Origin of the sequence: Mesobacillus harenae (assembly GCF_013343715.1) — a bacterium.
GTDB classification, from domain to species: Bacteria; Bacillota; Bacilli; order Bacillales; family Cytobacillaceae; genus Mesobacillus_A; species Mesobacillus_A harenae.
In genome coordinates this window covers 129,770-152,449 of record NZ_JABUNR010000001.1, presented here as the reverse complement: position 1 = coordinate 152,449, position 22,680 = coordinate 129,770, and the positions used below count along the sequence as shown (strand labels likewise).

General features: G+C 42.1%; 29 protein-coding genes. 5 read left to right on the top strand and 24 right to left on the bottom strand.

The features are described from left to right. Positions 1-21 precede the first annotated feature (21 nt). From HRJ06_RS00730 to HRJ06_RS00705, 7 genes are all read right to left on the bottom strand, one after another. Positions 22-2,088: a sigma-70 family RNA polymerase sigma factor gene (locus HRJ06_RS00730; RefSeq protein WP_242035093.1), complete on the bottom strand. Its 2,067-nt coding sequence runs from the start codon at positions 2,086-2,088 to the stop codon at positions 22-24. A 225-nt stretch (positions 2,089-2,313) separates the two neighbouring features. Further along, positions 2,314-3,192, bottom strand: coding sequence for an alpha/beta fold hydrolase (locus HRJ06_RS00725; protein ID WP_174727221.1), 879 nt, complete (start codon positions 3,190-3,192; stop codon positions 2,314-2,316). A 237-nt stretch (positions 3,193-3,429) separates the two neighbouring features. Continuing rightward, positions 3,430-3,717: a hypothetical protein gene (locus HRJ06_RS23130; RefSeq protein ID WP_242035092.1), complete on the bottom strand. Its 288-nt coding sequence runs from the start codon at positions 3,715-3,717 to the stop codon at positions 3,430-3,432. A 42-nt stretch (positions 3,718-3,759) separates the two neighbouring features. Then, positions 3,760-3,891 (bottom strand): hypothetical protein, encoded by a 132-nt coding sequence (locus HRJ06_RS23410; protein WP_277874644.1) that lies wholly within the window; start codon positions 3,889-3,891, stop codon positions 3,760-3,762. A gap of 211 nt (positions 3,892-4,102) precedes the next feature. Beyond that, positions 4,103-4,603, bottom strand: coding sequence for a flavin reductase family protein (locus HRJ06_RS00715; RefSeq protein WP_174727218.1), 501 nt, complete (start codon positions 4,601-4,603; stop codon positions 4,103-4,105). Between the two features lie 263 nt (positions 4,604-4,866). After that, a complete protein-coding gene (locus tag HRJ06_RS00710; RefSeq protein WP_174727215.1) occupies positions 4,867-5,514 on the bottom strand; it encodes a response regulator transcription factor in 648 nt (215 codons plus the stop codon). Between the two features lies 1 nt (position 5,515). Beyond that, positions 5,516-6,700, bottom strand: coding sequence for a sensor histidine kinase (locus tag HRJ06_RS00705; RefSeq protein ID WP_174727212.1), 1,185 nt, complete (start codon positions 6,698-6,700; stop codon positions 5,516-5,518). 188 nt (positions 6,701-6,888) lie between these two features. Here HRJ06_RS00705 and HRJ06_RS00700 point away from each other — a divergent pair, with 188 nt between their 5' ends. Together HRJ06_RS00700 and HRJ06_RS00695 are read left to right on the top strand one after the other, a co-directional pair. Continuing rightward, on the top strand, positions 6,889-7,665 hold the full coding sequence (locus HRJ06_RS00700; protein ID WP_174727209.1) for a CPBP family intramembrane glutamic endopeptidase: 777 nt from the start codon (positions 6,889-6,891) through the stop codon (positions 7,663-7,665). 141 nt (positions 7,666-7,806) lie between these two features. Further along, complete coding sequence (locus HRJ06_RS00695) at positions 7,807-8,025, top strand: hypothetical protein (RefSeq protein ID WP_174727207.1); 219 nt, start codon at positions 7,807-7,809, stop codon at positions 8,023-8,025. A 308-nt stretch (positions 8,026-8,333) separates the two neighbouring features. Here the strand turns inward: HRJ06_RS00695 and HRJ06_RS00690 are convergent, their stop codons facing one another. The 5 genes from HRJ06_RS00690 to HRJ06_RS00670 form a co-directional block, all read right to left on the bottom strand. Continuing rightward, the gene (locus HRJ06_RS00690) at positions 8,334-8,489 is read right to left on the bottom strand and encodes a hypothetical protein (protein ID WP_174727204.1); all 156 of its coding nucleotides are present in this window, start codon (positions 8,487-8,489) and stop codon (positions 8,334-8,336) included. Between the two features lie 64 nt (positions 8,490-8,553). Next, complete coding sequence (locus tag HRJ06_RS00685; RefSeq protein WP_174727201.1) at positions 8,554-8,985, bottom strand: hypothetical protein; 432 nt, start codon at positions 8,983-8,985, stop codon at positions 8,554-8,556. Positions 8,986-9,086: 101 nt separating this feature from the next. Then, positions 9,087-10,013, bottom strand: a complete 927-nt coding sequence (locus HRJ06_RS00680) for a 2-dehydropantoate 2-reductase (RefSeq protein ID WP_174727198.1) — start codon at positions 10,011-10,013, stop codon at positions 9,087-9,089. 375 nt (positions 10,014-10,388) lie between these two features. Beyond that, positions 10,389-10,610, bottom strand: a complete 222-nt coding sequence (locus tag HRJ06_RS23635) for a YppG family protein (protein ID WP_174727195.1) — start codon at positions 10,608-10,610, stop codon at positions 10,389-10,391. A 165-nt stretch (positions 10,611-10,775) separates the two neighbouring features. After that, a complete protein-coding gene (locus HRJ06_RS00670; RefSeq protein WP_174727192.1) occupies positions 10,776-10,991 on the bottom strand; it encodes a hypothetical protein in 216 nt (71 codons plus the stop codon). A 239-nt stretch (positions 10,992-11,230) separates the two neighbouring features. Here HRJ06_RS00670 and HRJ06_RS00665 point away from each other — a divergent pair, with 239 nt between their 5' ends. The 3 genes from HRJ06_RS00665 (at position 11,231) to HRJ06_RS00655 (ending at position 12,144) form a co-directional block, all read left to right on the top strand. Further along, on the top strand, positions 11,231-11,341 hold the full coding sequence (locus tag HRJ06_RS00665) for a YjcZ family sporulation protein (protein WP_174727189.1): 111 nt from the start codon (positions 11,231-11,233) through the stop codon (positions 11,339-11,341). Positions 11,342-11,381: 40 nt separating this feature from the next. Continuing rightward, positions 11,382-11,516 carry a YjcZ family sporulation protein gene (locus HRJ06_RS00660; RefSeq protein ID WP_174727186.1) on the top strand — a complete coding sequence of 45 codons (135 nt, stop codon included), beginning with the start codon at positions 11,382-11,384 and terminating at the stop codon, positions 11,514-11,516. 175 nt (positions 11,517-11,691) lie between these two features. Beyond that, the gene (locus HRJ06_RS00655) at positions 11,692-12,144 is read left to right on the top strand and encodes a DUF305 domain-containing protein (protein ID WP_174727183.1); all 453 of its coding nucleotides are present in this window, start codon (positions 11,692-11,694) and stop codon (positions 12,142-12,144) included. A gap of 426 nt (positions 12,145-12,570) precedes the next feature. Here HRJ06_RS00655 and mdh read toward each other — a convergent pair whose 3' ends face one another. From mdh to HRJ06_RS00595, 12 genes are all read right to left on the bottom strand, one after another. Further along, on the bottom strand, positions 12,571-13,521 hold the full coding sequence (gene mdh, locus HRJ06_RS00650; protein ID WP_174727180.1) for a malate dehydrogenase: 951 nt from the start codon (positions 13,519-13,521) through the stop codon (positions 12,571-12,573). 45 nt (positions 13,522-13,566) lie between these two features. Next, positions 13,567-13,935 (bottom strand): BMC domain-containing protein, encoded by a 369-nt coding sequence (locus HRJ06_RS00645; protein WP_174727177.1) that lies wholly within the window; start codon positions 13,933-13,935, stop codon positions 13,567-13,569. Then, on the bottom strand, positions 13,928-14,218 hold the full coding sequence (locus HRJ06_RS00640) for a EutN/CcmL family microcompartment protein (protein WP_174727174.1): 291 nt from the start codon (positions 14,216-14,218) through the stop codon (positions 13,928-13,930). Before HRJ06_RS00640 ends, HRJ06_RS00645 begins: the two co-directional genes overlap by 8 nt. Further along, on the bottom strand, positions 14,218-14,886 hold the full coding sequence (locus HRJ06_RS00635) for a hypothetical protein (RefSeq protein WP_174727171.1): 669 nt from the start codon (positions 14,884-14,886) through the stop codon (positions 14,218-14,220). Before HRJ06_RS00635 ends, HRJ06_RS00640 begins: the two co-directional genes overlap by 1 nt. Continuing rightward, positions 14,883-15,539 (bottom strand): phosphate propanoyltransferase, encoded by a 657-nt coding sequence (locus HRJ06_RS00630; RefSeq protein ID WP_174727168.1) that lies wholly within the window; start codon positions 15,537-15,539, stop codon positions 14,883-14,885. Before HRJ06_RS00630 ends, HRJ06_RS00635 begins: the two co-directional genes overlap by 4 nt. Positions 15,540-15,570: 31 nt before the next feature. Further along, the gene (gene eutM, locus HRJ06_RS00625; protein WP_174727165.1) at positions 15,571-15,867 is read right to left on the bottom strand and encodes an ethanolamine utilization microcompartment protein EutM; all 297 of its coding nucleotides are present in this window, start codon (positions 15,865-15,867) and stop codon (positions 15,571-15,573) included. A 15-nt stretch (positions 15,868-15,882) separates the two neighbouring features. Next, on the bottom strand, positions 15,883-17,421 hold the full coding sequence (locus HRJ06_RS00620) for an acetaldehyde dehydrogenase (acetylating) (RefSeq protein ID WP_174727162.1): 1,539 nt from the start codon (positions 17,419-17,421) through the stop codon (positions 15,883-15,885). Positions 17,422-17,447: 26 nt separating this feature from the next. Continuing rightward, on the bottom strand, positions 17,448-18,101 hold the full coding sequence (gene eutL / locus HRJ06_RS00615; RefSeq protein WP_174727159.1) for an ethanolamine utilization microcompartment protein EutL: 654 nt from the start codon (positions 18,099-18,101) through the stop codon (positions 17,448-17,450). Between the two features lie 11 nt (positions 18,102-18,112). Beyond that, positions 18,113-19,180: an ethanolamine ammonia-lyase subunit EutC gene (gene eutC, locus HRJ06_RS00610; protein ID WP_174727156.1), complete on the bottom strand. Its 1,068-nt coding sequence runs from the start codon at positions 19,178-19,180 to the stop codon at positions 18,113-18,115. A 12-nt stretch (positions 19,181-19,192) separates the two neighbouring features. Next, a complete protein-coding gene (locus HRJ06_RS00605) occupies positions 19,193-20,557 on the bottom strand; it encodes an ethanolamine ammonia-lyase subunit EutB (RefSeq protein ID WP_174727153.1) in 1,365 nt (454 codons plus the stop codon). Positions 20,558-20,575: 18 nt separating this feature from the next. Beyond that, positions 20,576-22,021: an ethanolamine ammonia-lyase reactivating factor EutA gene (locus tag HRJ06_RS00600; RefSeq protein WP_174728094.1), complete on the bottom strand. Its 1,446-nt coding sequence runs from the start codon at positions 22,019-22,021 to the stop codon at positions 20,576-20,578. A 156-nt stretch (positions 22,022-22,177) separates the two neighbouring features. Next, positions 22,178-22,678 carry a EutP/PduV family microcompartment system protein gene (locus HRJ06_RS00595; protein WP_174727150.1) on the bottom strand — a complete coding sequence of 167 codons (501 nt, stop codon included), beginning with the start codon at positions 22,676-22,678 and terminating at the stop codon, positions 22,178-22,180. Positions 22,679-22,680 lie beyond the last annotated feature (2 nt).

The following is a 22,680-nucleotide window of genomic DNA, read 5'->3' as shown; positions in this document are numbered from 1 at the left end:
CTGAAATGGTTAGTTACAGAATTAATCCACCGCTATCTTCACAACTTCATCCAAATACTTCATCGAATTATATCCATAAATCTCCAACCTTTTAGGAATCACATTATTGCCTTGTAACCCAATCCTTTGAACGGTAATGAAATGGCGGGGCTGTTCGAGTTCTTCATACAGGACAGGAATTTCATTCATATCATATTCTTTTCCGCTTCTATCAACGAGCACTCCTTCAGAATCCATTTGCATTGATATATTTTCATAACCATCCTCACCCTCAATATTAAAGTGAAACGACTCATAAGCTCGATTCTCAATTTCATGATTGCTTATGACAACCTTGGTGGGGTTTCCAACTTCAACTTTATCGATGGAGATGGTACTGCCTGCATATTCAAAGGTTTGAGGGTATTCCTCGGAAGCATCCAGTTCGATGGTTTTTGGGTCATCAAACGTTAGATGAGCCGATGCTAGTTGAACGTTGATCTCTATCGGATTTTCTCCAAAAAGAGGATCAAAGTGTGTTTGTAAAGTATCCCAATTCATTTCTTGGTGCGAATTTATATAAGAACTTCCATACATATCAGGCTTCAGTTTTTTATCGTTCACTTCAAGATTGTCAAAATTAATTACGTCGATCCGCTTCCCTGGCTGTTCATTATTTATACCGAATTCCAGAATCGTTGCTGTGGGCGCGATGGTTAATTTTTCAAATCGAACTGGGATTCCTTCGACTTCTATTTCTTTATCCAATGCATATTCGATGGAAGGCTGTTTTTCCACCGGAATCTCGAAGTTCCATTCTCCTGTCTCAAATTGCATGTTTTCATGATAAGCCCTGAAACCATCCGGATCAGAAGGATAGGGGAGCCATTTCTGAATCTTATTGATTTTGAGTTTGAGTGCCCCGTTTTCTTTTTGGAGCGGCAACAGACTCATCTTTCCTAGATACACGTTCTTTTTTTCCTTATTTAGATCAGAATCAAGATCAGGAGGATAGTACCTTGGATAGCTCGCATGGTTCATGATTTCATGTTCGTTCTCGATAAAAACTCCATCCTGATAATTCATCATATATTGGTTATCTTCATCTGTATCTTCTATTTCATAAAAAACAAGCGTCTGGACCTCATCAGCAATAACGCTCTTGATCTTAATCTTCACCCCGTTGCTTTCCGCTTCCAGGTTCAGCCTTTCCCCCAGGTCCTGCTGCAGAAAAGCTCGCAATTCCTGATCTTCTTCTGTCCATGCATAGTAGATATTTGTAAACGCTCCTGTAAAAAAGCCGATGCCCATAACCAATGCCAAAACAGCTGCAAAAACAAGTCTCTTTCTTTGACGTTTCTTGTTCTTCAGTTGTCTCTGATGTTCCTCTTCTGCCAGCCGTCCTCTAACATTTCCCAGGAAACCACCTGGCACTTGAAATTCATTTATTTTTTCAGTAAGGTTTAACATGGTTAACATGACATCCTGAAATGTACCCAAATCCTCCTGACAGTCCTGGCAATGGTAAATATGGATCTCGAAATCAATCTTTTCCGGCCGATCCAGCGTTCTTTCCAGGTAATCAATATAATTTTTATGATACTCCTTACAGCCATTAAAGGCTGACCCGTACCCCATTCCTTTTCTAAGTTCAAGGATACCGCTAAACAAATAGTCTTTGATCTTCTCGACCGAAACCTGGAGAAGCTGTGCTGTTTCCTCCTGAGAGATTCCTTTTATATACCTAAGCACTACAGCTTCTCTCTCATGCTGATTCAACAGGTCAAGTGCCTTGAATAAATCCTGACGCTGTTCGCTATCCTCTGAAGCTTGTAAACGTTTATCAGCAGAAAGCTCCCGGCAGGTATGTATGAAAATGGATGTAACCCACAGATCGAATGAGGTTTCTCTCTTAAATCGATGCAACTCCTTGTGCACTTTTATAATGGATCGGTAAAAAAGCTCTTCCATTTGCTGCTGATTTCTAAGATAGGACCAGCCCAGTATATAAAACGATTGCTTATGCTGGTCAAACCATTCCACAATTGAATCCATTTGATTATCTGTTTTTATTGTGATTGAACCGGAATCTATCTTGACCGGGATCATCAATAATTCCCCCCTTTGAAGCATAGCGACAGTTCTCATGCTTCCTTTCAAGGAAAATCTAACATAGAGAAACCGCTTCTATTATTATCATTAAGTATACAACTTTTCCCATCCTTTAAGGAGTATCTTTCAGAAACATGGGTACGGTTCTTTGCTGCCTTCCCAATTGAAACAACTCTGGATGCACAAAAAAGCCTGCTTTATCTGCAGGCTCTTAGTTTCACCTTATTTAACTAATTCCAGTTTATTTATAGACCGCAAAAACCCAACAACTTTTTCATCCGTTTCTTTTGCACTCTCTCCTAGCCATATTAAATGTCCCCACGAATCAAGCAAGCATAGCTGGGAGTTTCCAATATTTTCATCGGCATGATAGGCATGCTGCAAAGGAACGGAGCTGTCATGCTTGCTATGCAGAATTAGGGTTGGACATGAGATTGCCTGTAAATGTTCGGTATTTATTTCGTTTACTTGCTCTAAATCTAGTAAAAATCCGTCTCCTGAACGTTGGCGGTTATTCATTTTCCTGACTGCCTCGATATCTCCTTCAGCCATTCTCTCTTTTGCTTCCTTATAGGCCAGGCTGCTAAACGAAGGAAACATTTGTTTAAAAATGAACTCTGGAAACAGGTTGTTCATCCTTGAAATCATTTTCCAGGTGTACTTTTCAACACCGGGCCGAAACAGAATTTTGGCTGCTTTATACTCTTTATCATTCGGGACTAGCCACTCTTTCGTAACAGCGGACTGAAGGATTAGGCTTGAAACAAGTTCTGGATGCCTAGCGGCCAGGTAAATTCCACTGGGACCTCCGGCCGACACGGAAATAACCTGCACTTTCCTGACGTTTAAGTGGTGCAGCAAAGCCGCATAATCGTCGCACGCCGTCTCCAGGCTGGCTCCTGCTTCCTTCGAGGTTCCTCCGTATCCCGGACGTGAAGGTGTAATGACAGAAAAACCATACTCAACCAAAGCACCATATCCGAACTCTTCATAACAATTTGAATGGCCCCCGTGCAGCACCAATACCGGATCACCTTTCCCTACTATAGAGTACTCAATCGACCGCCCTTTTACCGTAAAAACATCTACTATTCTATCCAATTTCCTATCCCCTTTTTGGAGCAGAGTTGAGGTTAAGATGAAGCATGAGACGGTTCTCCTTCTTCCTTGCCTATCAAACAAGAAGCGTGAAACCGTCCCTTCGCCCACTTCCTTTTTTATGTAATTTTACCACTTTTTACATTGGGTTGGTTAAGAATATTATAGGTTTAACACGGGCGCGACTCTTCGGCTTATGAAACCAATATAAAGAGAAGCACAGGAAACGTGTCCTATGCCTTACTCCGTATAGTCAATACTTTTACTTTTACAAAACTTAATGGCTATTTGCTTATAACAATGATCACGGTAATCATACCATTGGCCTACGATTCCTAAGCGAACGACATTGTCCCTAAATTGGCGGAATGCCCCTTCCCCCCTAATAGATTGAAGTAATAGGTCTTGTTTTTTATGATCAGAAAGGATAAGGCAAAATTTTTCCATCATATCATACTCGTGAATATCAAAACTGGTAGGGAGTACAGCATACTTGTCAAAACTTTCAACAATGTCATAGGCTATCATTACTTCATCTTGCTGTCATTCCGGTAAATGATCATACTCATCTCAATCTTCCGCAATCAATAGTGCCTCGCGTGAGACATACAAAATTTCTCCTGTTTCTAGGTTGAGGTACGAATGGCTTTCCTCAGACTGCATCTCCATTCCTTCAAGTATATCTTCAAGTTTCACCTGCAATGGATCTTACCCCCTTTGAATTGGTTGTGGTGAATGAATACTAGGACATTAGGCTCATATTTAATCATTTTTTATCCTTTTCATTCTATTACTAATAATTGAAAAAAGCCTTCCATATATTCATGGAAGGCCTCACTTATTGGTTTGTCATGAATGTTTCTTCTTTCACTCAGGAAACTTTGTTAATCGCGTTATCGTCATAAAAATAATTCTATTCATTCGGCCAGTTGGCTGGGATCTTACCGATATTTCTATTGAAATAAAGCAGCGGCTCTTTCTCCTGGACATTTAAATCGATCACTTCTCCAAGTAAAATCACATGATCTCCTGCTTCGATTTGTTGGACAGTTTTACATTGGAGTGTTCCTAATGAATCAGAGATAATTGGCAAGCCATGTTCGGATTCCTTCCAGTTAACGGTTGAAAACCGATCCGGCTCTTTTCCTGCAAAGGCCCAGCAGGCAGCCGCTTGGTCTGATGATAGGGTATGGACGGCGAAGTGATCAGCTTTGATAAACGTATCAAAGGAAGAAACTCTTTTGTCGATACACCATAAGACTAAAAGCGGGTCGATCGAAACTGAACTGAATGAATTGACTGTAAGTCCCGCTGGAGCACCTTGTTCATCCATCGTTGTGACAATCGTTATGCCTGTCGGATAGTGGCCCATAATTTGTTTAAAAACATTTACTTTATCTACTGTATTTTCCATAAAATCATTCCCTTCGTATGCGGCTCTTAAAAGGCAGCCAAGTTCTCCTAGAACTCTCTATTATAATAGTATACTATTATTTTGATTTTAAGGAAAATATTGAATATTTAAGTTTTTTATGTTATCCCCTTTCCCATGATGACATCATGAAGCAGGCTGCCATGCTACTTTCTTAAACTCGCGAATAAGATCACCGGTAACTTATCAAAATCCTTCTGTGAAACATTTGTGTGAAACAATAAAAAGCGGGGCGTGCCTGTCACCTAAAGAATCCCTTCTTCCTTTGCTTTGAAGACGGCTTTATGTCTTCCTGAGACTTCTAGCTTGGAGTAGATGTTGGAGATGTAGTTTTTGACTGTTCCTTCGGTTAGGAAGAGTTTTCGGGCGATTTCCCGATTGGTTGCTCCTTTTGACAGGTGTTCTAGCACCTCTATCTCTCTGTCTGTGAGTCCGAAATTAGTTTTATTCTTTTCTACTTTTATCTGTCCAGATGGGTTAAGCCACTGCGCAATCAGCTGCTTGGCGATTTCCTGTGTGATCAGGGTTCCGCCATGATGCACGAGTCTGATCCCGGCTGCAAGGTCTTTTGGATGGATTGCTTTTAAAAGGTATCCCTCTGCTCCTGCAGCCAAGGCATCCCGAACTGTTCCTATTTCCTCAAAGGTCGTTAAAATGATCACCTTTACCTCTGGAAATTGGCTTTTAATTTGGGCAGTTGCCTCTACTCCATTCATTTGAGGCATATGGATATCCATCAGGACTACATCTGGAGCATACTGTTCGGTTAACTCTATTGCCATTTTCCCATGTTCAGCGACGCCGGTGACTTCAAAGTCTTCTTCGCCTTCTAATACGATCGATAAACTCATCCGAATCAGTTCCTGGTCGTCAACAATCAGCACTTTTATCATCTTATCCCGCCTCTCCCTTTAACCTGCTTGCTATGACAGGTAAAAAACAAGTCACAACCGTTCCTGCTTGTGGCTTCGATTCAATAGTCAAGCCACCCTGGAGCGATTCCATCCGCTCCTTCATACCGTTTAGGCCAAATCCATATTTAACGCTGCTCATCCCAATGCCATTATCCTTAATCGTAAGACTGACACAGACCGCTTCTTCCTGGAGGATGACCACAATTTTGTTGGCATGACCATGGCGAACTGCATTTGTTAACGCCTCCTGAAGACAGCGAACGAACGTAATGCTTCCCTGAGAAGAAATATTGATTTCTTGCGGTCCGGCATGTTCAAACAGGATTTCCGTTTTCGTGTGCAAGACAAATTGATCCGTGACCTTTTTCAGCTGAGCGGATAGCTCTTCTTGTTCTCCAACCGGAGAAATTTGGTGAATATGGGTTCTAAGCTCCCCTAGGGATCTTCTCATCACATCGCTTAACCGGTCAACTTGTTCCTGGGCTTTTTCAGGGGCCGTTCCGATTAGGAATGACGCTGCATCTAGCCCCATAATGACAGAAGTGAACGTATGTCCAACCGTGTCATGGAGGTCTTTTGCAAGCCGGTTCCTTTCCTCGAGCAAGGTCACCTTTTCAATTTGCTTGGCGTACTCCTCGAGCAGCTGATTCTGGCGACGATTTTCCCCAAGTAAAATTTGCGTTTTCTTCTCAGCCTCCAGCACTTTCGCCACTGCTAGGCCTATGCCGAAAAAGAAAAGCCCATCAATAACGCCCATCCCTATATGGTTTAATCCAATAGCAAGCACAGCTAAAAAAGGGGCAACGGCAAAGCCTGACCATAGGAACCATCTTTCTTTCCCTGGCCTGCTGTATATACCGGCACAAAGGGCAGGATAGGCCAAGAAAGAGGAATACTCACCTGTAAAATAACATCCAACAATCAAAAATAGCCCGCTGAATGTTAATTCCAAGAAGGGATAGTGATTAACACCAAAGCTATCTGCCTTTATTCCAGACCATTGAGGTATGAGGAAGGCAGCAAAGAACAATGGCAGCAGCAGCCAGAAAAAAGGGGAAGCGGAAAGAAAAATAACCAAGATCAATAAGTGGATGACAAACCAGCCAATTCTTGTGATTTGTGCTGTTTTATACACCCAGTGGGTTTCACTCTGAATCGGTAGCATATAAAGCTCCTTCTTACTTAATTAGGTAATCTTTACTATATTCCACACGCTTTTCTTTTTTCCTTTTTATTAGAAACCGAGAAGTCACAAAAGTCATATGACCCCTTTATGACGAAGTTCACTTTTAGATATGACCTTTTCTAAACGATAATGAAGATACAAATTGAACGACCAAAGGAGAAATTCAAATGAAGAATTTTTTATATCGACATAGTTTGGTTTTATTTCTAATCGTCATGTTCGGAAGAGGAATAATCGGAATGCTTGCAGTAACGGGGATTCAGCTTTTCGATCCAACTCTTACTATTCAGAAGGATTTGGGCTGGGTAATCATGGTCATCTATGCGGCTTGTGCAATTTTAGCAGTCAAATGGGTAAAGATTGATAAAGAAATTGGCTTGACCATGCCAGCTTCAGCTAAAGAATGGTACGTTTGGCTTCCTACACTTGTCATCCCGCTAACCTTGGTGTACCTTCTCGGCTTCAATTCTCCATGGTCACATATTCCGTTTTTATTAATTGCCGCTGCTGGTGTTGCAGTTAATGAAGAAATTCTTTTTAGAGGCATTTTGCTGCGAGCGATTTTACCATTCGGAACCGCCGTAGCGATTATCGTTCCCTCGCTTTTATTCGGAGCCGCTCACCTTGGCAATATTTTTGTCGGCGGGGATGTTACCTATGCTCTTTTCCAATTCGGCTGGGCATCTTGTGCCGGCATGGCGCTAACAGCAATGGTATTAGCCAATAAAAGCTTACTGCCAGCCATAGCCTTCCACTTTTTATTGGATGCAGTTGAGTACGCAGCTACTGGAGAATACGGCGTTCATAGCGGCGATTATTCATTAAAGTGGTTAACTGCCTTCTTCCTGCTCAACTTGGCCTTTCTACTTTATTCTCTCTACCTGTTAAAAAGGTCAAAAACAAACAGTCAGCCAGTAAGCGTTGATCTTGCTTCTGCCAGGTAACATGGATACTAAAGCTTGCCAGGAAATTTCCCTAGCAAGCTTTTTTTGTGAAGCAAGCAGCTGTGATTAGGTCTAAATTTAATCTCCCTTCATATTTTTAAATAAGCATGTAACATATATCATATGAAAAAGGTGAGGCTAATGTTTATTGTTTATTTTTTAGAAGGTAAGAATGTTTTGTTAAATCAGCTGCGCAATCGGGTCCCATCTGTAGGCGAAGATATAACCATTAAAGGCCGTAAAGGCAAAGTCACAGATGTTCAGAACGTTGCCGAGAAAAAATTTCATGTTCAAGTTACCATAAATAAAATTATTAAGAACAAAGCGGAAGAAGATAAGTCTAAGAAGAAAAAGAGGTAGATGTGGAGGTTGACTCGGCATACTATAAAGGCCAATTTCACAATTAGGACACTGCTTTGATCGAATAGCCGAAATGTTTGATCGAATAAGTAAAATGTTTGATCGAATAGCTGAAATGTTTGATTGAATAAGTAATACATTTGATCGAATAACGCAATCACTCAAGTATTGAAGCAATAATCTTGAGCTTCAAAAATAAAAATGACCTCAAACTGCCAGGTCATTTTTATTTTGGCAGAATTCCTGCCAACTTACTATCAAGCTACCGTCCGAGCTGAAGACTGGGCAATCAATATCAGGAATATAGTCTATTGCTCAAAGTCTGAAGAATCATCATAATCATAACGAAATCCATCCTCTTGAGGAGAAGCAGCTTCTTTAGCCCGGATGTTATTTGTCTTATTTTGCAGGTCCTGATCCTTATGGTTCATATTTCTGTTCTGTTGGTTTTTATCTGGGTTCACTTGGCATGCCTCCTAATATCGGTCTATCACCACCTATTATGCCAAGATTGGTGTATTCTCATTACTATTCTTCTGTTCTCAGCACCCAGGCCAGCAGCCAGCCATATAAACCATGACCAACTAACCAGTAAATTAACGCCGCTAAACTACTCAGTTCAGGAGTCCTTGCCGAAAGAGCAGTCGTCGGAAACAAAATCAGCCCAATTGTAATACTTGCGCCTATGATAAAAGAATATTTCGTTCCCTTTCCCCATCGTTTCCCCCCTAGAAACTTCATTATTAAAAGGCTTAGTACAATCGAAATGATAAGATGAAGCCCAAATTCAATTGTTTCATGCAATTTAATCTGGTTTAGAAAAGGCACATAGTCGACATTTAACAATAATGTATAGACCTTTATCCCGGTTACTCTCTCAATCACTTTTAAAAACAAGCCTAAAAATAGGCCTGAAATAATTCCAGCCAGGATGGCCCTGCTTGCTACTCCGCGTTTCATTTACCCAGCCTCCTTTTGAAAAGAAAAAGGACACTCAAAGAATGTCCCGGATTTACGGTGCATGGTTTCCACCTTAACCTCACATCAAAGTGCTATCAAATTTATTTACTATCATAGTTGCTTTCAAACAGCTTTATCCTATCATAAAGGTCTCGATTTACAGGTGTGGAAATTCTGTGTTTATCGGCTAATTTTAAAACTGTACCGGCAAACAGTTCCACTTCACTGTGGCGCCTTGCGTCAAAGTCTTGAGCCATAGATGGTTTTCCTTCGGGGCTTAATGTCGCCAATATCGTTAACCAATAGTCGATATCCTTTTCGGTTAAATAAATTCCTTCTTTTTCAGATAAAACAATGACCTCCCGCATCGCCGCTATCATCGTCTCTCTTGCTGGCCCTTCTTTCTGAATCTCTCCATAATTGCTTTCGTATATAGCAACCGTTTGATTCACTCCAACATTGAGCATGAATTTTCCCCATTGTCTTTTAACCATTTCGGAAACTACCTCGTAGGGAACCTCTGTCTTATCAAAGAACGCTGCTACTCTTTCTGCCTTTTCTGACCGAATTTCAGGGTCATGCTCCCCAAAACTAAGCATCCCCATGTTATCGTATGTAAGCTGGTTCCCCACCTTAACAGCATCCATTCCCTGGGCCACGCAATAAAGGACCTTATTCAATCCATAGGCTTCCCCAATGATCGCTTCACTGGTAATTCCGTTCAAAGCAGATAATAAAATGGTCTGCTCCCCGACATGATTTTTCACAGCTGAAATGGCATCCTTTAAACCATCATATTTTACGGTAAATAGAATTAAGTCAGCCGGCTCAACTAGCTCGTCCGGTGTCACATAATTAAAATCACAGTGCTCCCCATTACAATAGACACCCTCAGTTTGATATCTTTTAATCCGATCCTGATCGGCAATAATTCTTAAATCCGCTTTAGGTAGTTTCTTGGATAAATGATGCCCAAATAAAATCCCCAGAGCACCCAACCCGACGATCGATACTTTCTTTATCTCCACAACAAACCCAAACCCCTTTCATTTGTACAATAAGCACTATATAATCATCTACTAAACTCTAATTTATATAGACAAATTTACCATGTCCAGTTCCTCTTCAACAAGAAAAGAGCTGATTTTACATTTTTGGAAGCTTGCTGAAAAGAATGAGAATGAATTTTCAATTTCACACTTTTAAAAATAAATATTCAATTCTATAGAAAACCATTTAATTGGCCTGTCTTATTTTTATAGAAGATTCAGGTCCCAAAATTAAAAGAGAAGCCCTGCGCTCAAGGCTTCTCAACATTAATATTGGATTTCTTCTAGGTATGGTCTTCGGAGTATTTACTGCAAAGTCATCACACGAATTAAGGTACAATGATGCATTTGTTTTTACCTTTTAAAAAATGTTGAAATGAGCGGGCTAACCTGACTAATAATTTTATTCATTTGTTGTGCTGTTCCTGCTATTTTATTAAAATCTGGCATTCCATCTGGTGTGGAAAATTGTGAAAGGAAATTTGGTCTATTAGGAGTTTGAGACCCTGGGAACGGTCGGCGGCCGGGTCCAGGCTGGAATGGCGGTGGAAATTGTCCTTGTCTTCTGTTGAACATACTTGTAACACCTGCCTTATTTAGGTTTGTTATATATTATTCAGATATAGAGGCCACTGATTATATGTTTGTCCCTGTTACCTTTTACAGGATAAACTTAATTATGTATCTAGGAAGACTCTGTGGAACAGAAGTCATTCCTACAATTCTTACTCATATTTTTTCTTAATGGTCAACGGAATCTTCAATCGCTTCTGGTTGTTCATATTCGATATCCCTTTGCTGTCTTCCCCAAAAGAATCCCCACGGATCCCTCCTTGCAATAGGATCTTCTTTTACCTCTACTTTTGCATCTTCTCTAGAATCGTCAATGATTTCAACCTTTTTGGCATGAATGATTAAGTTGTCAACATGAATGATTTTTTTCTTTTTATCAGACATCTTTGTACCCCTCCCTTTTGTTTACATCTAAATTATCCTATTCTAAGGCACATTCAAACGTATAGGTCATTTCATCATTGTCAGCAGGCCTTGCAATTAACAGCCAGCACAATCTTCAATGGTTAAAAAAGTTACCAGCTTGGTACAGAAACCCAATTATTTAAAACTTGGGACTTTATCTATTTCCAAAGGCGGCTAACTTACATACAGTAATACAAATGACGCAGGAGGTGTTGTTAATGAGTGGAGCAGTTGCAGGTGCAGGTTACGGCGGTGGATTCGCCTTAATCGTCGTATTGTTTATCCTATTGATAATTGTAGGAGCATCTTACGTGGGTTACGGATACTAAAATAACCACAGATAATCAATGAAATGTTAGGAGGGATTTTATGGCATACGGAACTGGATATGGCTGTGGATACGGCTATGCTGCCCCTGTTGCAGGATATGGAGCAGGTTCTGGGTTTTCGTTAATCGTCGTATTATTTATCCTGCTTATCATTGTCGGTGCAGTATGGTGTTAACTTTCTAAAATACGAACTGGAAATCCTTCACTTTTGTGAAGGATTTTTCATTTATTAACTGTACCAGCCGAAGTAATGGGTTCTATCCAAGCGAAGATTCTCCCCGTTTACCGGTCGCTTCTAAAGGGTAGTATACAAAATAGCTATTAAAAATCTTTATATGGAGTGAAAGTTTATGGGGAAATATCTTAAGTTTGGTGCAATGATTGCTACTTCAACTTTTATTATGTATTGGTTAATGTTTTTAAATGTATTTCAATTGGATCATGTTTTTTATAGTGAAACGAGGGTTTACATGGCATTGATCATGGGATCTATAATGGCCATCGTGATGATGCTGTTTATGTGGAAAATGTATTCAAAAAAGCGGGTGAATATGATCATCCTCGCTGGCAGTGCGGTTGTGTTTGCCGTTTCTCTCTTCCTAGTGCGAAGCCAAACATTAATCGAGGATGAGGGGTGGATGAAGGCGATGATTCCGCACCATTCGATCGCCATCCTGACAAGCGAACGTGCTAACCTCTCAGATCCGCGAGTCCAGAAGCTTGCTGACGAAATTATTGAGGCTCAGCGAAAAGAGATTGCTGAAATGAAAAAACTTATCGAAGATTTAGAGGACGAAGAGTAAAAGTTATAAGTTAAAGACGACATCGGAAAAGTTTCCGGTGTCTCTTTTTTGTAACGATTTTCCTCTATACTTATTCATCTGTAAGCGAGAAACAAGATAACCGCAATGATATCAGCATGAAGTAACAGTTTACCCATTCCATATAATGGGCAATTTCACCACTCTGACACAGGTTTTTCAATAAATTAAAATCATGGATCGATAAAACTGATTTTATGATAGATAAAGAGCCAAATCGGCCATTTCCACCTTTAAAAACCGTGCACAGTGGCAGCCTAACCTAGGATTCTATATCTTGCAGCAATCCTACCTCTTATTTTTTCTAAAGGTGGCTTTTAATCTCAGCTAAGCTGCAAATTCCCATAGAAAAAAAGGCAGCAAATTCTCTCTGCTGCCTTAGTTTTTTCCTATTAGTATACGTACTTTTTATGCTTTAGCTGTCTGTAAAATGGTCATGACGTTCCTTACCGACTGGATCGATTGATCAAGAGCTGCTTTTTCTTCGTCAGATAATGGAATTTCAATAACACTTTCGATTCCGTTCCCGCCAAGAATGGTTGGGACACCGAGATATACGTCATTATAGCCGTATTCGCCTTCAAGGTAAGCGATTGATGGCAGGATTCGTTTCTTATCCTTTAAGATCGCTTCTGCCATTTCAACCATGGAAGCAGCTGGCGCGTAATAGGCACTGCCCTGGCCAAGCAGGTTCACGATTTCACCGCCGCCTTTTCTTGTCCTGTTGACGATCTCTTGAATTTTTTCTGCTGGAAGGATCTTTTCGAGTGGAATCCCGCCTGCATAAGAATAGCGTACTAAAGGAACCATGTCATCTCCATGGCCGCCTAATACGAAACCGGAAATATCCTCAATAGACACATTCAGTTCCTCTGCAACAAACGTGTTAAAACGAGCTGTGTCCAAAACTCCTGACTGCCCGATCACACGGTTTTTCGGGAAGCCAGTTGTCTTGTAGCAAACGTAGGTCATGGCATCGACTGGATTGCTCAGCACAATGATAAAGCTGTTTGGTGCATACTTTTTTATATTTTCTGAGACATCGATCATGATTTTTTCATTTGTTGCAACCAGATCATCCCGGCTCATCCCAGGTTTTCTAGGAAGGCCTGCAGTGATCAGCACTAGGTCGGCATCTTGAATGTCTTCATAACTAGATGTTCCCTTGATCTTTGCGTTAAATCCTTGGACAGGGCCTGCCTGAAGCATATCAAGGGCCTTCCCTTTTGTCGGATTAGTTTGTGAAGGGATGTCGACTAGTACGACATCTCCCAGTTCTTTTTGGGCCATCATCAGAGCGGCCGTTGCACCGGTAAATCCTGACCCGATGACAGCGATTTTTCTGCGGGTAAAAGCCATTATTCTCCTCCGTTCCATAGGTTAGGCTTCAAATGTATATGGAGTTTATTTTTCTTCTTCAGGCTTGGTTTTGTCTTTGTTCGCCTTCGGAGTCTCCGCTTTGGCTGGAACTGCTTTTTTGATGACAGGTTCCTTTACCACTTCCGCTTTAAATAAAATATCCTTGATAGATTCATCAGGATGCGGAATAACGTGGGCCGAAACCAGTTCGCCAACTCTTGCTGCTGCCTCTTTGCCAGCTTCAACAGCTGCTTGAACGGCACTGACGTCGCCTTGTACCAGCACAGTTACGAGAGCAGCATCAATTTTTTCTTGCTTTACTAATGTTACATAAGCTGATTTCAGCATTGCATCAGCAGCTTCGATGGAGCCGATTAATCCTCTTGTTTCAATCATTCCTAACGCTCTAGCCACGGTCGTTCACCTCTTTTTTTTCAACATCAATGGAATCAATAATCCCGATTATGAGGGCATCAATAGGCAATTTAAAATCATTGGACATATTTGAAGCGGCACTTCCGCGGGTGACAAGCACTTGGTCACCAAAACCGGCACCAATTCGATCGACTGCAACAAACGGGGCTCCAGCAGGAGTTCGGCCAGGCATTTCAGGTTCAACAATTAAAAATTTTAATCCCCGCAAATCATCCTCTTTCCTGGTAGCCCATACATTTCCAATCACTGTGCCCATTTCCATTACGCATTCGCCCCTTTTGACTCAATTACCTTGATGATTTTCCCTAATTGCCTTGCTGTGTCATGTGCTAAAGGTGTAATAATAGTAGATCGATCGACCACTATTTGTTCCTCTTGTGCATCTTTAATATCTCTTTCGGTTAACAGCTTCTTTTTTACAACAGTCGAGAAGTTCCCTTTTGCTGCTGAAACTGGATCATTCTTTTTAAAAATTGCTTTTTCAAAACTTTCGAGCTTTACACCAAATTTTAATAAGCTATCCTTATATCCAATTATTTGTGATACATAGGCACTATTTTTTGGGTGATTAGCTTCTAATATATAATCCTGTAAATAGACGGTTGGAACAATTGATACTGGAATGGCTTCGACTAGACAGCGTGAAAGCAATTTACTTTCGAGTGTGTCGAACAGACCTAGTGCACCTTTTGCCAGTAAATCCTGGGTCGCATGCAAGAATAGAACTTTATCGATCTTAGCTAATTCTAGATCTTCATGTGTCTCATCGCGGATTGTATTCCAATTTTCATTCATCATCGATAATAGTTTAGGTTCAATGAACGATGTATCTCCGATAACGAGGAGAGTTGGTTTTGAGGTTTCTTCCTTAACGGAAAGCTGTTCGATCACTTCTCTCACGATTTGTTCAATGATATCGCGATCTCTCATCCTGTTAATCCCTCGTTTTTAACAAGTTTCCCCTTTGTCTTTCCGGTGATAAAACCTGCATTGGCTTCGTCTGTATCGACATGCATTTCCAGCTTGTACCTGGGAGAAACACGAATTAACACCTTCCCAAGGGTGACAGGTCTGTCCCCGCCCGTCTCTACTTTTACATATTCTCCATTTTCAACGCCAAATTGCTCGGCATCCTTAGGAGTCATATGAATATGAGCCTGGGCAACGATTAAACCTTCCGTTTTATATAAGCTTCCCTTCGGTCCAACAACCGTGATAGGGGCGGAACCTTTTATATCTCCAGATTCTCTTAATGGAGTTTTCACGCCAAGTTTTACTGAATCTGTTTGGCTGACTTCTACTTGAGTCATATTACGCGCAGGACCAAGAATGCGCACTTTTTCAATGCTCCCTCTTGGTCCCACGATGGTAATAGTTTCATTTGCCGCAAATTGGCCTGGCTGTGATAAGTCAGCTTTTTTCGTCAGCTCATACCCCTTGCCAAACAAGGCTTCCAGGTCGCTTTGGCTTAAATGGCAATGCCGAGCAGAAACAGCCATTGGGATCGAATAATGTTGCGCAGATGTTCCTGTTAACCGTGAAACAACTTCCTCCACAATCGATTGAATGGCTTGATTATTCATGTTTCATGCTCCTAACTTAGTAAACTATTTTTTATTGCTGTTCAACGCTCAACTTTGGTAAAATGCTTTCTAATTCGTTATGTGGGCGTGGGATTACATGGACAGACATAAGTTCTCCAACACGCTGAGCTGCTGCTGCACCTGCATCAGTCGCTGCTTTTACTGCTCCTACATCACCGCGTACAAGAACTGTTACGATTCCGCCGCCGACGTGAACTTTTCCGACTAAATGTACGTTTGCTGCCTTTACCATTGCATCCGCTGCTTCTACCGATGCTACTAGACCTTTAGTTTCAATCATTCCTAATGCTGTTAATTCTCTGCTCATTTTAATTTCCTCCTATTAGTTGGTTTGATATTTTTTAATAACTTGATTCACCATTTCAGCAATTGCTTTCGCATCGACCTCGCCATTTGGCTCTACCTGTTTTAGTACTTGGTCAACGATCTTTTCCACATCATTAGTGCCGCCTTTAGCTTCCGCTGCTGGTGCGGAAGCTGCAAACGATGCTGACGGTTTAGGGATGGAGACTTCCTTGATTCCATAAGCCATTCTTTTAATATTAATCAGATGGCGTGCCGTTACATTATCGGAGGTAATATTGCCTCCGTAAGAGCCGCAGCCCAGGGTTAAGGATGGCATTAAGCCTGTTGTTGCTCCTACCGCACCTATAGATGACAGTGTATTCACCATTAACCTTGATACAGGCATTTCAAGAGCGAAATCTTTGGCAACGGCATCATCATTGGTATGAAGGGACAAACTATGGCCTCTGCCGCCAAGGTTCAAAAGCTTTGTGCAGTAGTCTTTTGCTTCCGCATAGGTATCAGCTGTATACAATGCAAATACAGGCGAAAGTTTTTCAATCGAAAACGGCACGTCTTTACCGACCCTTGTCTCCTCAGCGATTAGCACCCTTGTTTCAGCGGGTACCGAAACACCAGCCATTTCAGCAATTTTCACTGCACTTTGTCCTACAATGGCAGGATTCAGATAGCCTGGTGAAGGAGAAATCGTTTTGGCCACTAAAGCTTTTTCTTCCTCGTTCAGCAGGTAAGCACCATTGTTCCGCAATTCGCGAATCGCCATTTGCTGAACATTTCGGTCGATTACTAGAGCTTGCTCTGTAGCACAAATAGTACCGTGATCGAACGACTTACTATCCACAATCATCGCTGCTGCTTTAGCAACGTTTGCCGTTTTCTCAATGTAACAAGGAACATTCCCTGGTCCTACTCCATAGGCAGGCTTGCCTGAGCTGTAAGCAGCACGAACTAAAGCACCTCCGCCGGTTGCTAAAATAACATTCACATCACGGTGCTTCATTAATTCATTTGTAGCTGCCATTGATGGCTTTGAGATCCAGCCAATCAGCCCTTCAGGAGCGCCTGCTTTAACGGCTGCTTCCTGACAAATCTTCAACGCTTCTACAGTGCAATTAACTGCGCGCGGGTGGGGGCTGACGACTATTGCATTTCTAGTTTTTAAAGAAATTAATGCTTTAAAAATTGCTGTCGAGGTCGGGTTCGTTGTTGGGATAATTCCAGCAACTACTCCATATGGATAAGCAACCTCGGTTACTTTGTTGACGCGGTCCTCTTTTATAATTCCAACTGTTTTTTCATCTTTTATAGATTCATAGACAGCCATGGAACCGACTTCGTTCTTGATTTTTTTATGTTCGACAATCCCCATGCCTGTTTCTTGTACTGCCATTTGCGCGAGCTCTAGTGATTTTGCATAGGCAGCTTCTGCTGTAAGCTTAACAATTTTATCCACTTGTTCTTGTGAATAGGACATGTATTCCAGCTGTGCTTCTTTTGCCCGCTTGACGGCATCTCGCATTTCTTGTATGGATTGGAGATCTTGATCAAGGTGCACGTAAACACCCTCCTTTGCTGTAAAATTTAATACTTAATCGGCTTTTCCGAAATATCAATAATCGCATCGCGGAAAGCATCGGCTGCTGCTTGGCATGCTGATTGTGAACCTGTCAGCAGGCCACCGCCAAAGTTGGTTTCAGATGGCGGTCCGAAAAACTTAACTAGCTTAACATCAGCTGCCTTCATCGCCGCGTCCATGCCATAAATCGCTTCTAAAGGTGGAGCGATTAAATAGGCGATGGGCTCGCCGCTTCTTATGCCAGCTTCCTTAGATAGATAGGAGCCTGTACTTGAAACGACGTGGGCGTAAAGTGCATGTGTTTTTTCCTGGTCAAGAGCTTCGAAAAAAGCTCCCGATTCAGCTGTTTGCCGGACGGCATCAATGCCGCTGATCACCTCATCAGGAGATGGCCCTGCAAGGATTCCAATCATTTCTCCTGATAAAGGGCCTGAAGCATTGCCTGAACCGGCATAGAAGGACCGAGCGTAAACTACTTCAACGTCTGCCCGTTTTGTTGCTTCATCAAGGGCCGTATAGCCAATATCATCGACAGTTGAGGTAAAGATCCCCAGGCTTCTGTGGTGCCCTTCAAGGTTAAATTGCTTGGCCAGATCCGGGTCAACATTTGGAATGATGCGAACTGCCAATATATCAGCATAAATTCGTTCTAAAGCCAAACTAATCCCCCCTAGCTTTCCTTTTGAACAAGCGACACGCCGCTAGCTTCATATTTTAATATTTTCTGAACAATGGTTCCGATATATGCACCCGCTTCAACTGGGGGGATACCGCCTTTATGGATATTTGAAATAACCATCCGGTCTGCTTCGATCGTGCCTCTTCTCGGCATATAACAAAGATACGCACTTAATGACTCAGCACTGACAAGGCCTGGGCGTTCCCCGATCAGCAGAACGACTACTTTCGGCTGAAGCAATTCACCTATATCATCCATTACCGCGACCCTGCCCTTTTCAATATAAAAAGGAGTGCCTGTATCAAGGTTTAAGCTTGTTAGAGATTGTTTGAGAGACAAGTAAACATCCTCAACATTTTCCTCAATAGCACTGGAGCTTAATCCATCTGAGACAATAATTTGCACGGTTGGCGACTTTTTACATTTCTCAGCAAGTGTTTTCAATGCCTCATCTGAGAGCTTTCGGCCATAATCTGGGCGGCGGATGTACACTTCTTTATCACTAACCCTCGTGCCGACTTTAAATAAATCAAGTCGATCTAAGAGTTCATCGGTTACATCTCCATAAACCGCATCCACTGCAGCTGCATGATCGAACCGGAATTTCAGCCACGTGTTTGTTTTAGGCCGCAGCCCTGCTCTGCCAACGCCAATTCGGGCTGGTGTCTGGCTGATAAGGTCTTCCAATTCCTCAGGATTACTTGGATCCTCAATCCCGGAGACTGGCTCAGCCGCCTTCGGATTATCCTCTTCCGCTATTGTGACAGGGGCGGCTTTTCTTGGGCTAGGCTCTGGCTTTGAACCTGAACTTGATGACTTCGACTCTGCATAGCTTCGAAATTCAATAAGGCCGGTCGATTTCACTGTCTCTTTTGTGTCAGAAACAGTTATGGGCTGTAGTTTTTCACTTTTAGGTTTTAAACTTGACGATGGGCCCCAAAGCTTCACTTCTGGTGCGGTTAAATCACTTTGTTGTGGTTTCTTAGCTTCAGAGCCGTTTTGCGCTTGCAGTTTTTCGACAATTAACTGTGTAACTTTTTCAATTAGCTCAGGATTCAATTTATTACCCTCCTATCGCGAAAAAATGGTCGGATCCCCAGCAATCTTGCTTAGCTGCCCGTTTTCAAGAATGCCCATTTTCTCGAGCCAATCGCTAAAAATGGGGGATGGACGCTTATTCATCGTTTGTCTAAGTGTGGCAACATCGTGGTAGCTTAATGACTGGTAATTCAGCATACAATCGTCGCCCATTGGGGTCGCAATTACGAAGTTCACACCTGCAGCCGTTAATAGTACGCCTAAATCCTCAATATCATTTTGATCTGCTTTGATGTGGTTTGTATAACACACATCAACACCCATTGGGATTCCATGCATTTTTCCCATGAAGTGATCCTCTAGCCCTGCGCGAATAACTTGTTTATTGTTATACAAATACTCAGGGCCGATAAAACCAACGACTGTATTGACGATATATGGATCATATTTACGGGCAAATCCGTAATTTCTGGATTCGAGTGTCTGCTGGTCGATTCCAAAATGAGCCTCTGCAGATAATTCAGATCCTTGACCCGTTTCAAAATATAGACGCTGCGGGCCAGTTCCTGTACCATGGGTCCTTGCCAGTTCGTTCGCTTCATCAAGCAGAGCTGCGGAAATTCCAAATGAACGATTCGCAGTCTCTGTCCCAGCAATGCTCTGGAAAATCATATCGGCTGGTGCACCTTGCTTAATTGCCTTCATTTGAGCAGTAACGTGTGCAAGCACACAGTTCTGGGTCGGGATTTCCCATTCGTTAATAAAATCGTGAGTGGCATGTAGCAATCGTTTGACGCTTTCAACAGAATCATCCACTGGATTAATCCCGATAACGGCATCACCCATGCCATATGACAAGCCTTCTTTTAGGGAGGCAATCATTCCCTGGACATTATCGGTCGGATGATTCGGCTGGAGCCTTGAAGGCAACGTTCCTTTATAACCGATGGTAATATTACATTTTGTTAAAATCTCAATTTTGTTTGCGGCGTGAACGAGATCAAGATTCGACATGAGTTTGGCTACAGCTGCGATCATTTCACTATTCAAGCCTCTGCTTAGCCTTTTTAAATCTTCACCCGTTGTCAATGTGCTTAAAATGTATTCCCGCAGTTCGGACACGGACCAGTTTTTAATAGATTGGTAAACTCGTTCATTTACTTGGCTCTCAATAATTCGTGTTACCTCGTCCTCTTCAGGAGGCAGCAAGGGATTTTCACGAATGTCAGAAAGGGTCAAATAACTGAGTACTTCTTTTGCAGCAATTCGTTCTTGAACGGTTTCAGCTGCTAATCCCGCTAAGCGGTCCCCGGATTTTTCTTCGTTCGCTTTCGCAAATAAATCTTTTAAGGAAGTGAATTGATAGACAGTTCCTAAGTAGTTCGTTTGCAGCTTCATCAAAAAATCCTCCTTCCCTTAATGATTGAATGTCAACGTTTTAATAACGACTGGCACTACACTTGTTTGGAGTAAATGGCCAATATCGATATAGTCACCATGCTCCACATTGATTTGATCAATACAGATAATACTTTGGCCGGGACTTTGAACTTTTAGTGTTTGCCCTAGAACCTTGGCATGGTCGCTGTCTAAGACGAGAACAAGCGGCTGCTGGCGGTTCGGTTTTAACTTTGCGGTTTCAGTAATTTTTGCGGCCAGTTCTTGAATAGCACGAAACCCCATATAAGGAAGTCCTGTTATATAAAGAGCAAAGTTTTGGCCTTCCTGCTGTGGATCAAAGATTTCAACTGCCCGGCTGACGGCCGCCGGAAGCCCGTCTAAGCCACTTTGTAAATCCTTATAAAATGGAACTTGGTAAACAGGTAAGTTCCGAAGCGGCAAATCACTGCTTTCAACATGAATGGTTGCTCCGCTAATTTCGGTTGTTTGTGTCCCTGCTCCAAGTACCGTTGCCCGAACTGTTTCTTCCGGCTTCACCCATTGCCATGAGTTGAGCTCCTTGCTTTCCCGGAGAGATGCGGCCAAAAGTTCACCGATATCGTCATATTCAGCTATCCCTTGTGTAGAGGCCTCATATTTATAGATGCATTCACTTATTCCGCCTGAAAACATGATTGCGTCAATCTCTTCCTGCCAATTTGGTTTATGGCCTAGAAGCAGCGGCTGATCCGACTCCAGCAAGTTTCGGTTTAGCATTCGGGAAATGACCGCAGCCATATAATCGGTAAGGCTGGTCAAATCTGCCAAACTACGGCTGCCACCTTCTCGAATGGATGCCCCCCACTGGGTAAACAGTTTTTTAATTGGAGGGGAAATACTTTGGATGCGGGCTCCAGCAAACTCAACTAATCTCCCGCCAATATGTAATGTACATGTCCCGCACAATTTACCAGATTTATAAACAGCCACATTAGCAGTCCCGCCGCCAATATCGATGTTAGCGATAGTCTTCCCCGTCTTTTTAGAATATTCATAGGCCCCAGATCCTTTTGCAGCAATAATGGCTTCCAGATCTGGCCCGGCAGTTGCAACGAGAAATTCCCCGGCATGATCGGATAAATGATAGACCATTTCTTGGGCATTCTGTTTTGTTGCGGTTTCCCCGGTAATGATAACGGCCCCTGTTTTTATATCAGCTGGCTTAATTCCAGCTTGTTCATATTCTTTTAAAACGAGGGCTTCTACTGCCTTTATATTGACTTGGGTTGCCGACAATAATGGGGTTCGATAAATAGGGCTCCTGTATAAGACTTCTTTATCAATAATTTCAATTCGGGGCATATGCGCCCCGCCTGCCATATTCATAAGCGAGAATTTACTGATGACAATCTTTGTCGTACTTGTGCCGATATCAATCCCAGCACTAATGATTTCCTCTTTTTGAGGTTCGTAATGTTTGATTAAGATCACCCCATTAACAGAATCCTAAAGGGAATAATAAAAAAAGGCACCCCATACGAGCCGTCAGTTGGATGACAGATCGTATAAGGCGCCTTTGCCTGAATATTCTTTTGTATAAAAGTAATATAGTCTATTTTTTTAGATTTGTAAAGGATATCAAATGAAGATGACTGACTCTTCAGTTATCGCACTTACATACTCTTCTATTTCTTCCATGGAATTACAGTTTACTAGATCGCGTATTTCCTGGAGCCCCTTACCCGTAAAGGAAGAGGTTACCACAATAGGCCCGTTTGGGATAACTTTTCTTAACTGGGCAATGGCAGCCTCGACATCTGCCTTTTCAGAATCAGACTTTGTAACGACCCCGATTGGAAGCTTATTAAAACCAGTACTGAATCCAGGAGGAAAGATCATTTTTCGCTTTGTTGCATCCTGCATGAATAACACATGGGTCACTTCTAGTGCCGTTGCCATTATATTTTTATAGAAAAATGGATTCTCCGTATACTCTCCTGGTGTGTCGACGATCCAGTCACGGTAGACAAGTGCCTGCGTTTTCACTGCGTCTACCTTTCGGCCGAGAAGCGCATTTGTTAAGGTGGATTTCCCGGCACCAATGGAGCCGACTAGCATCGCTCTATTTTTTCGGGACATTT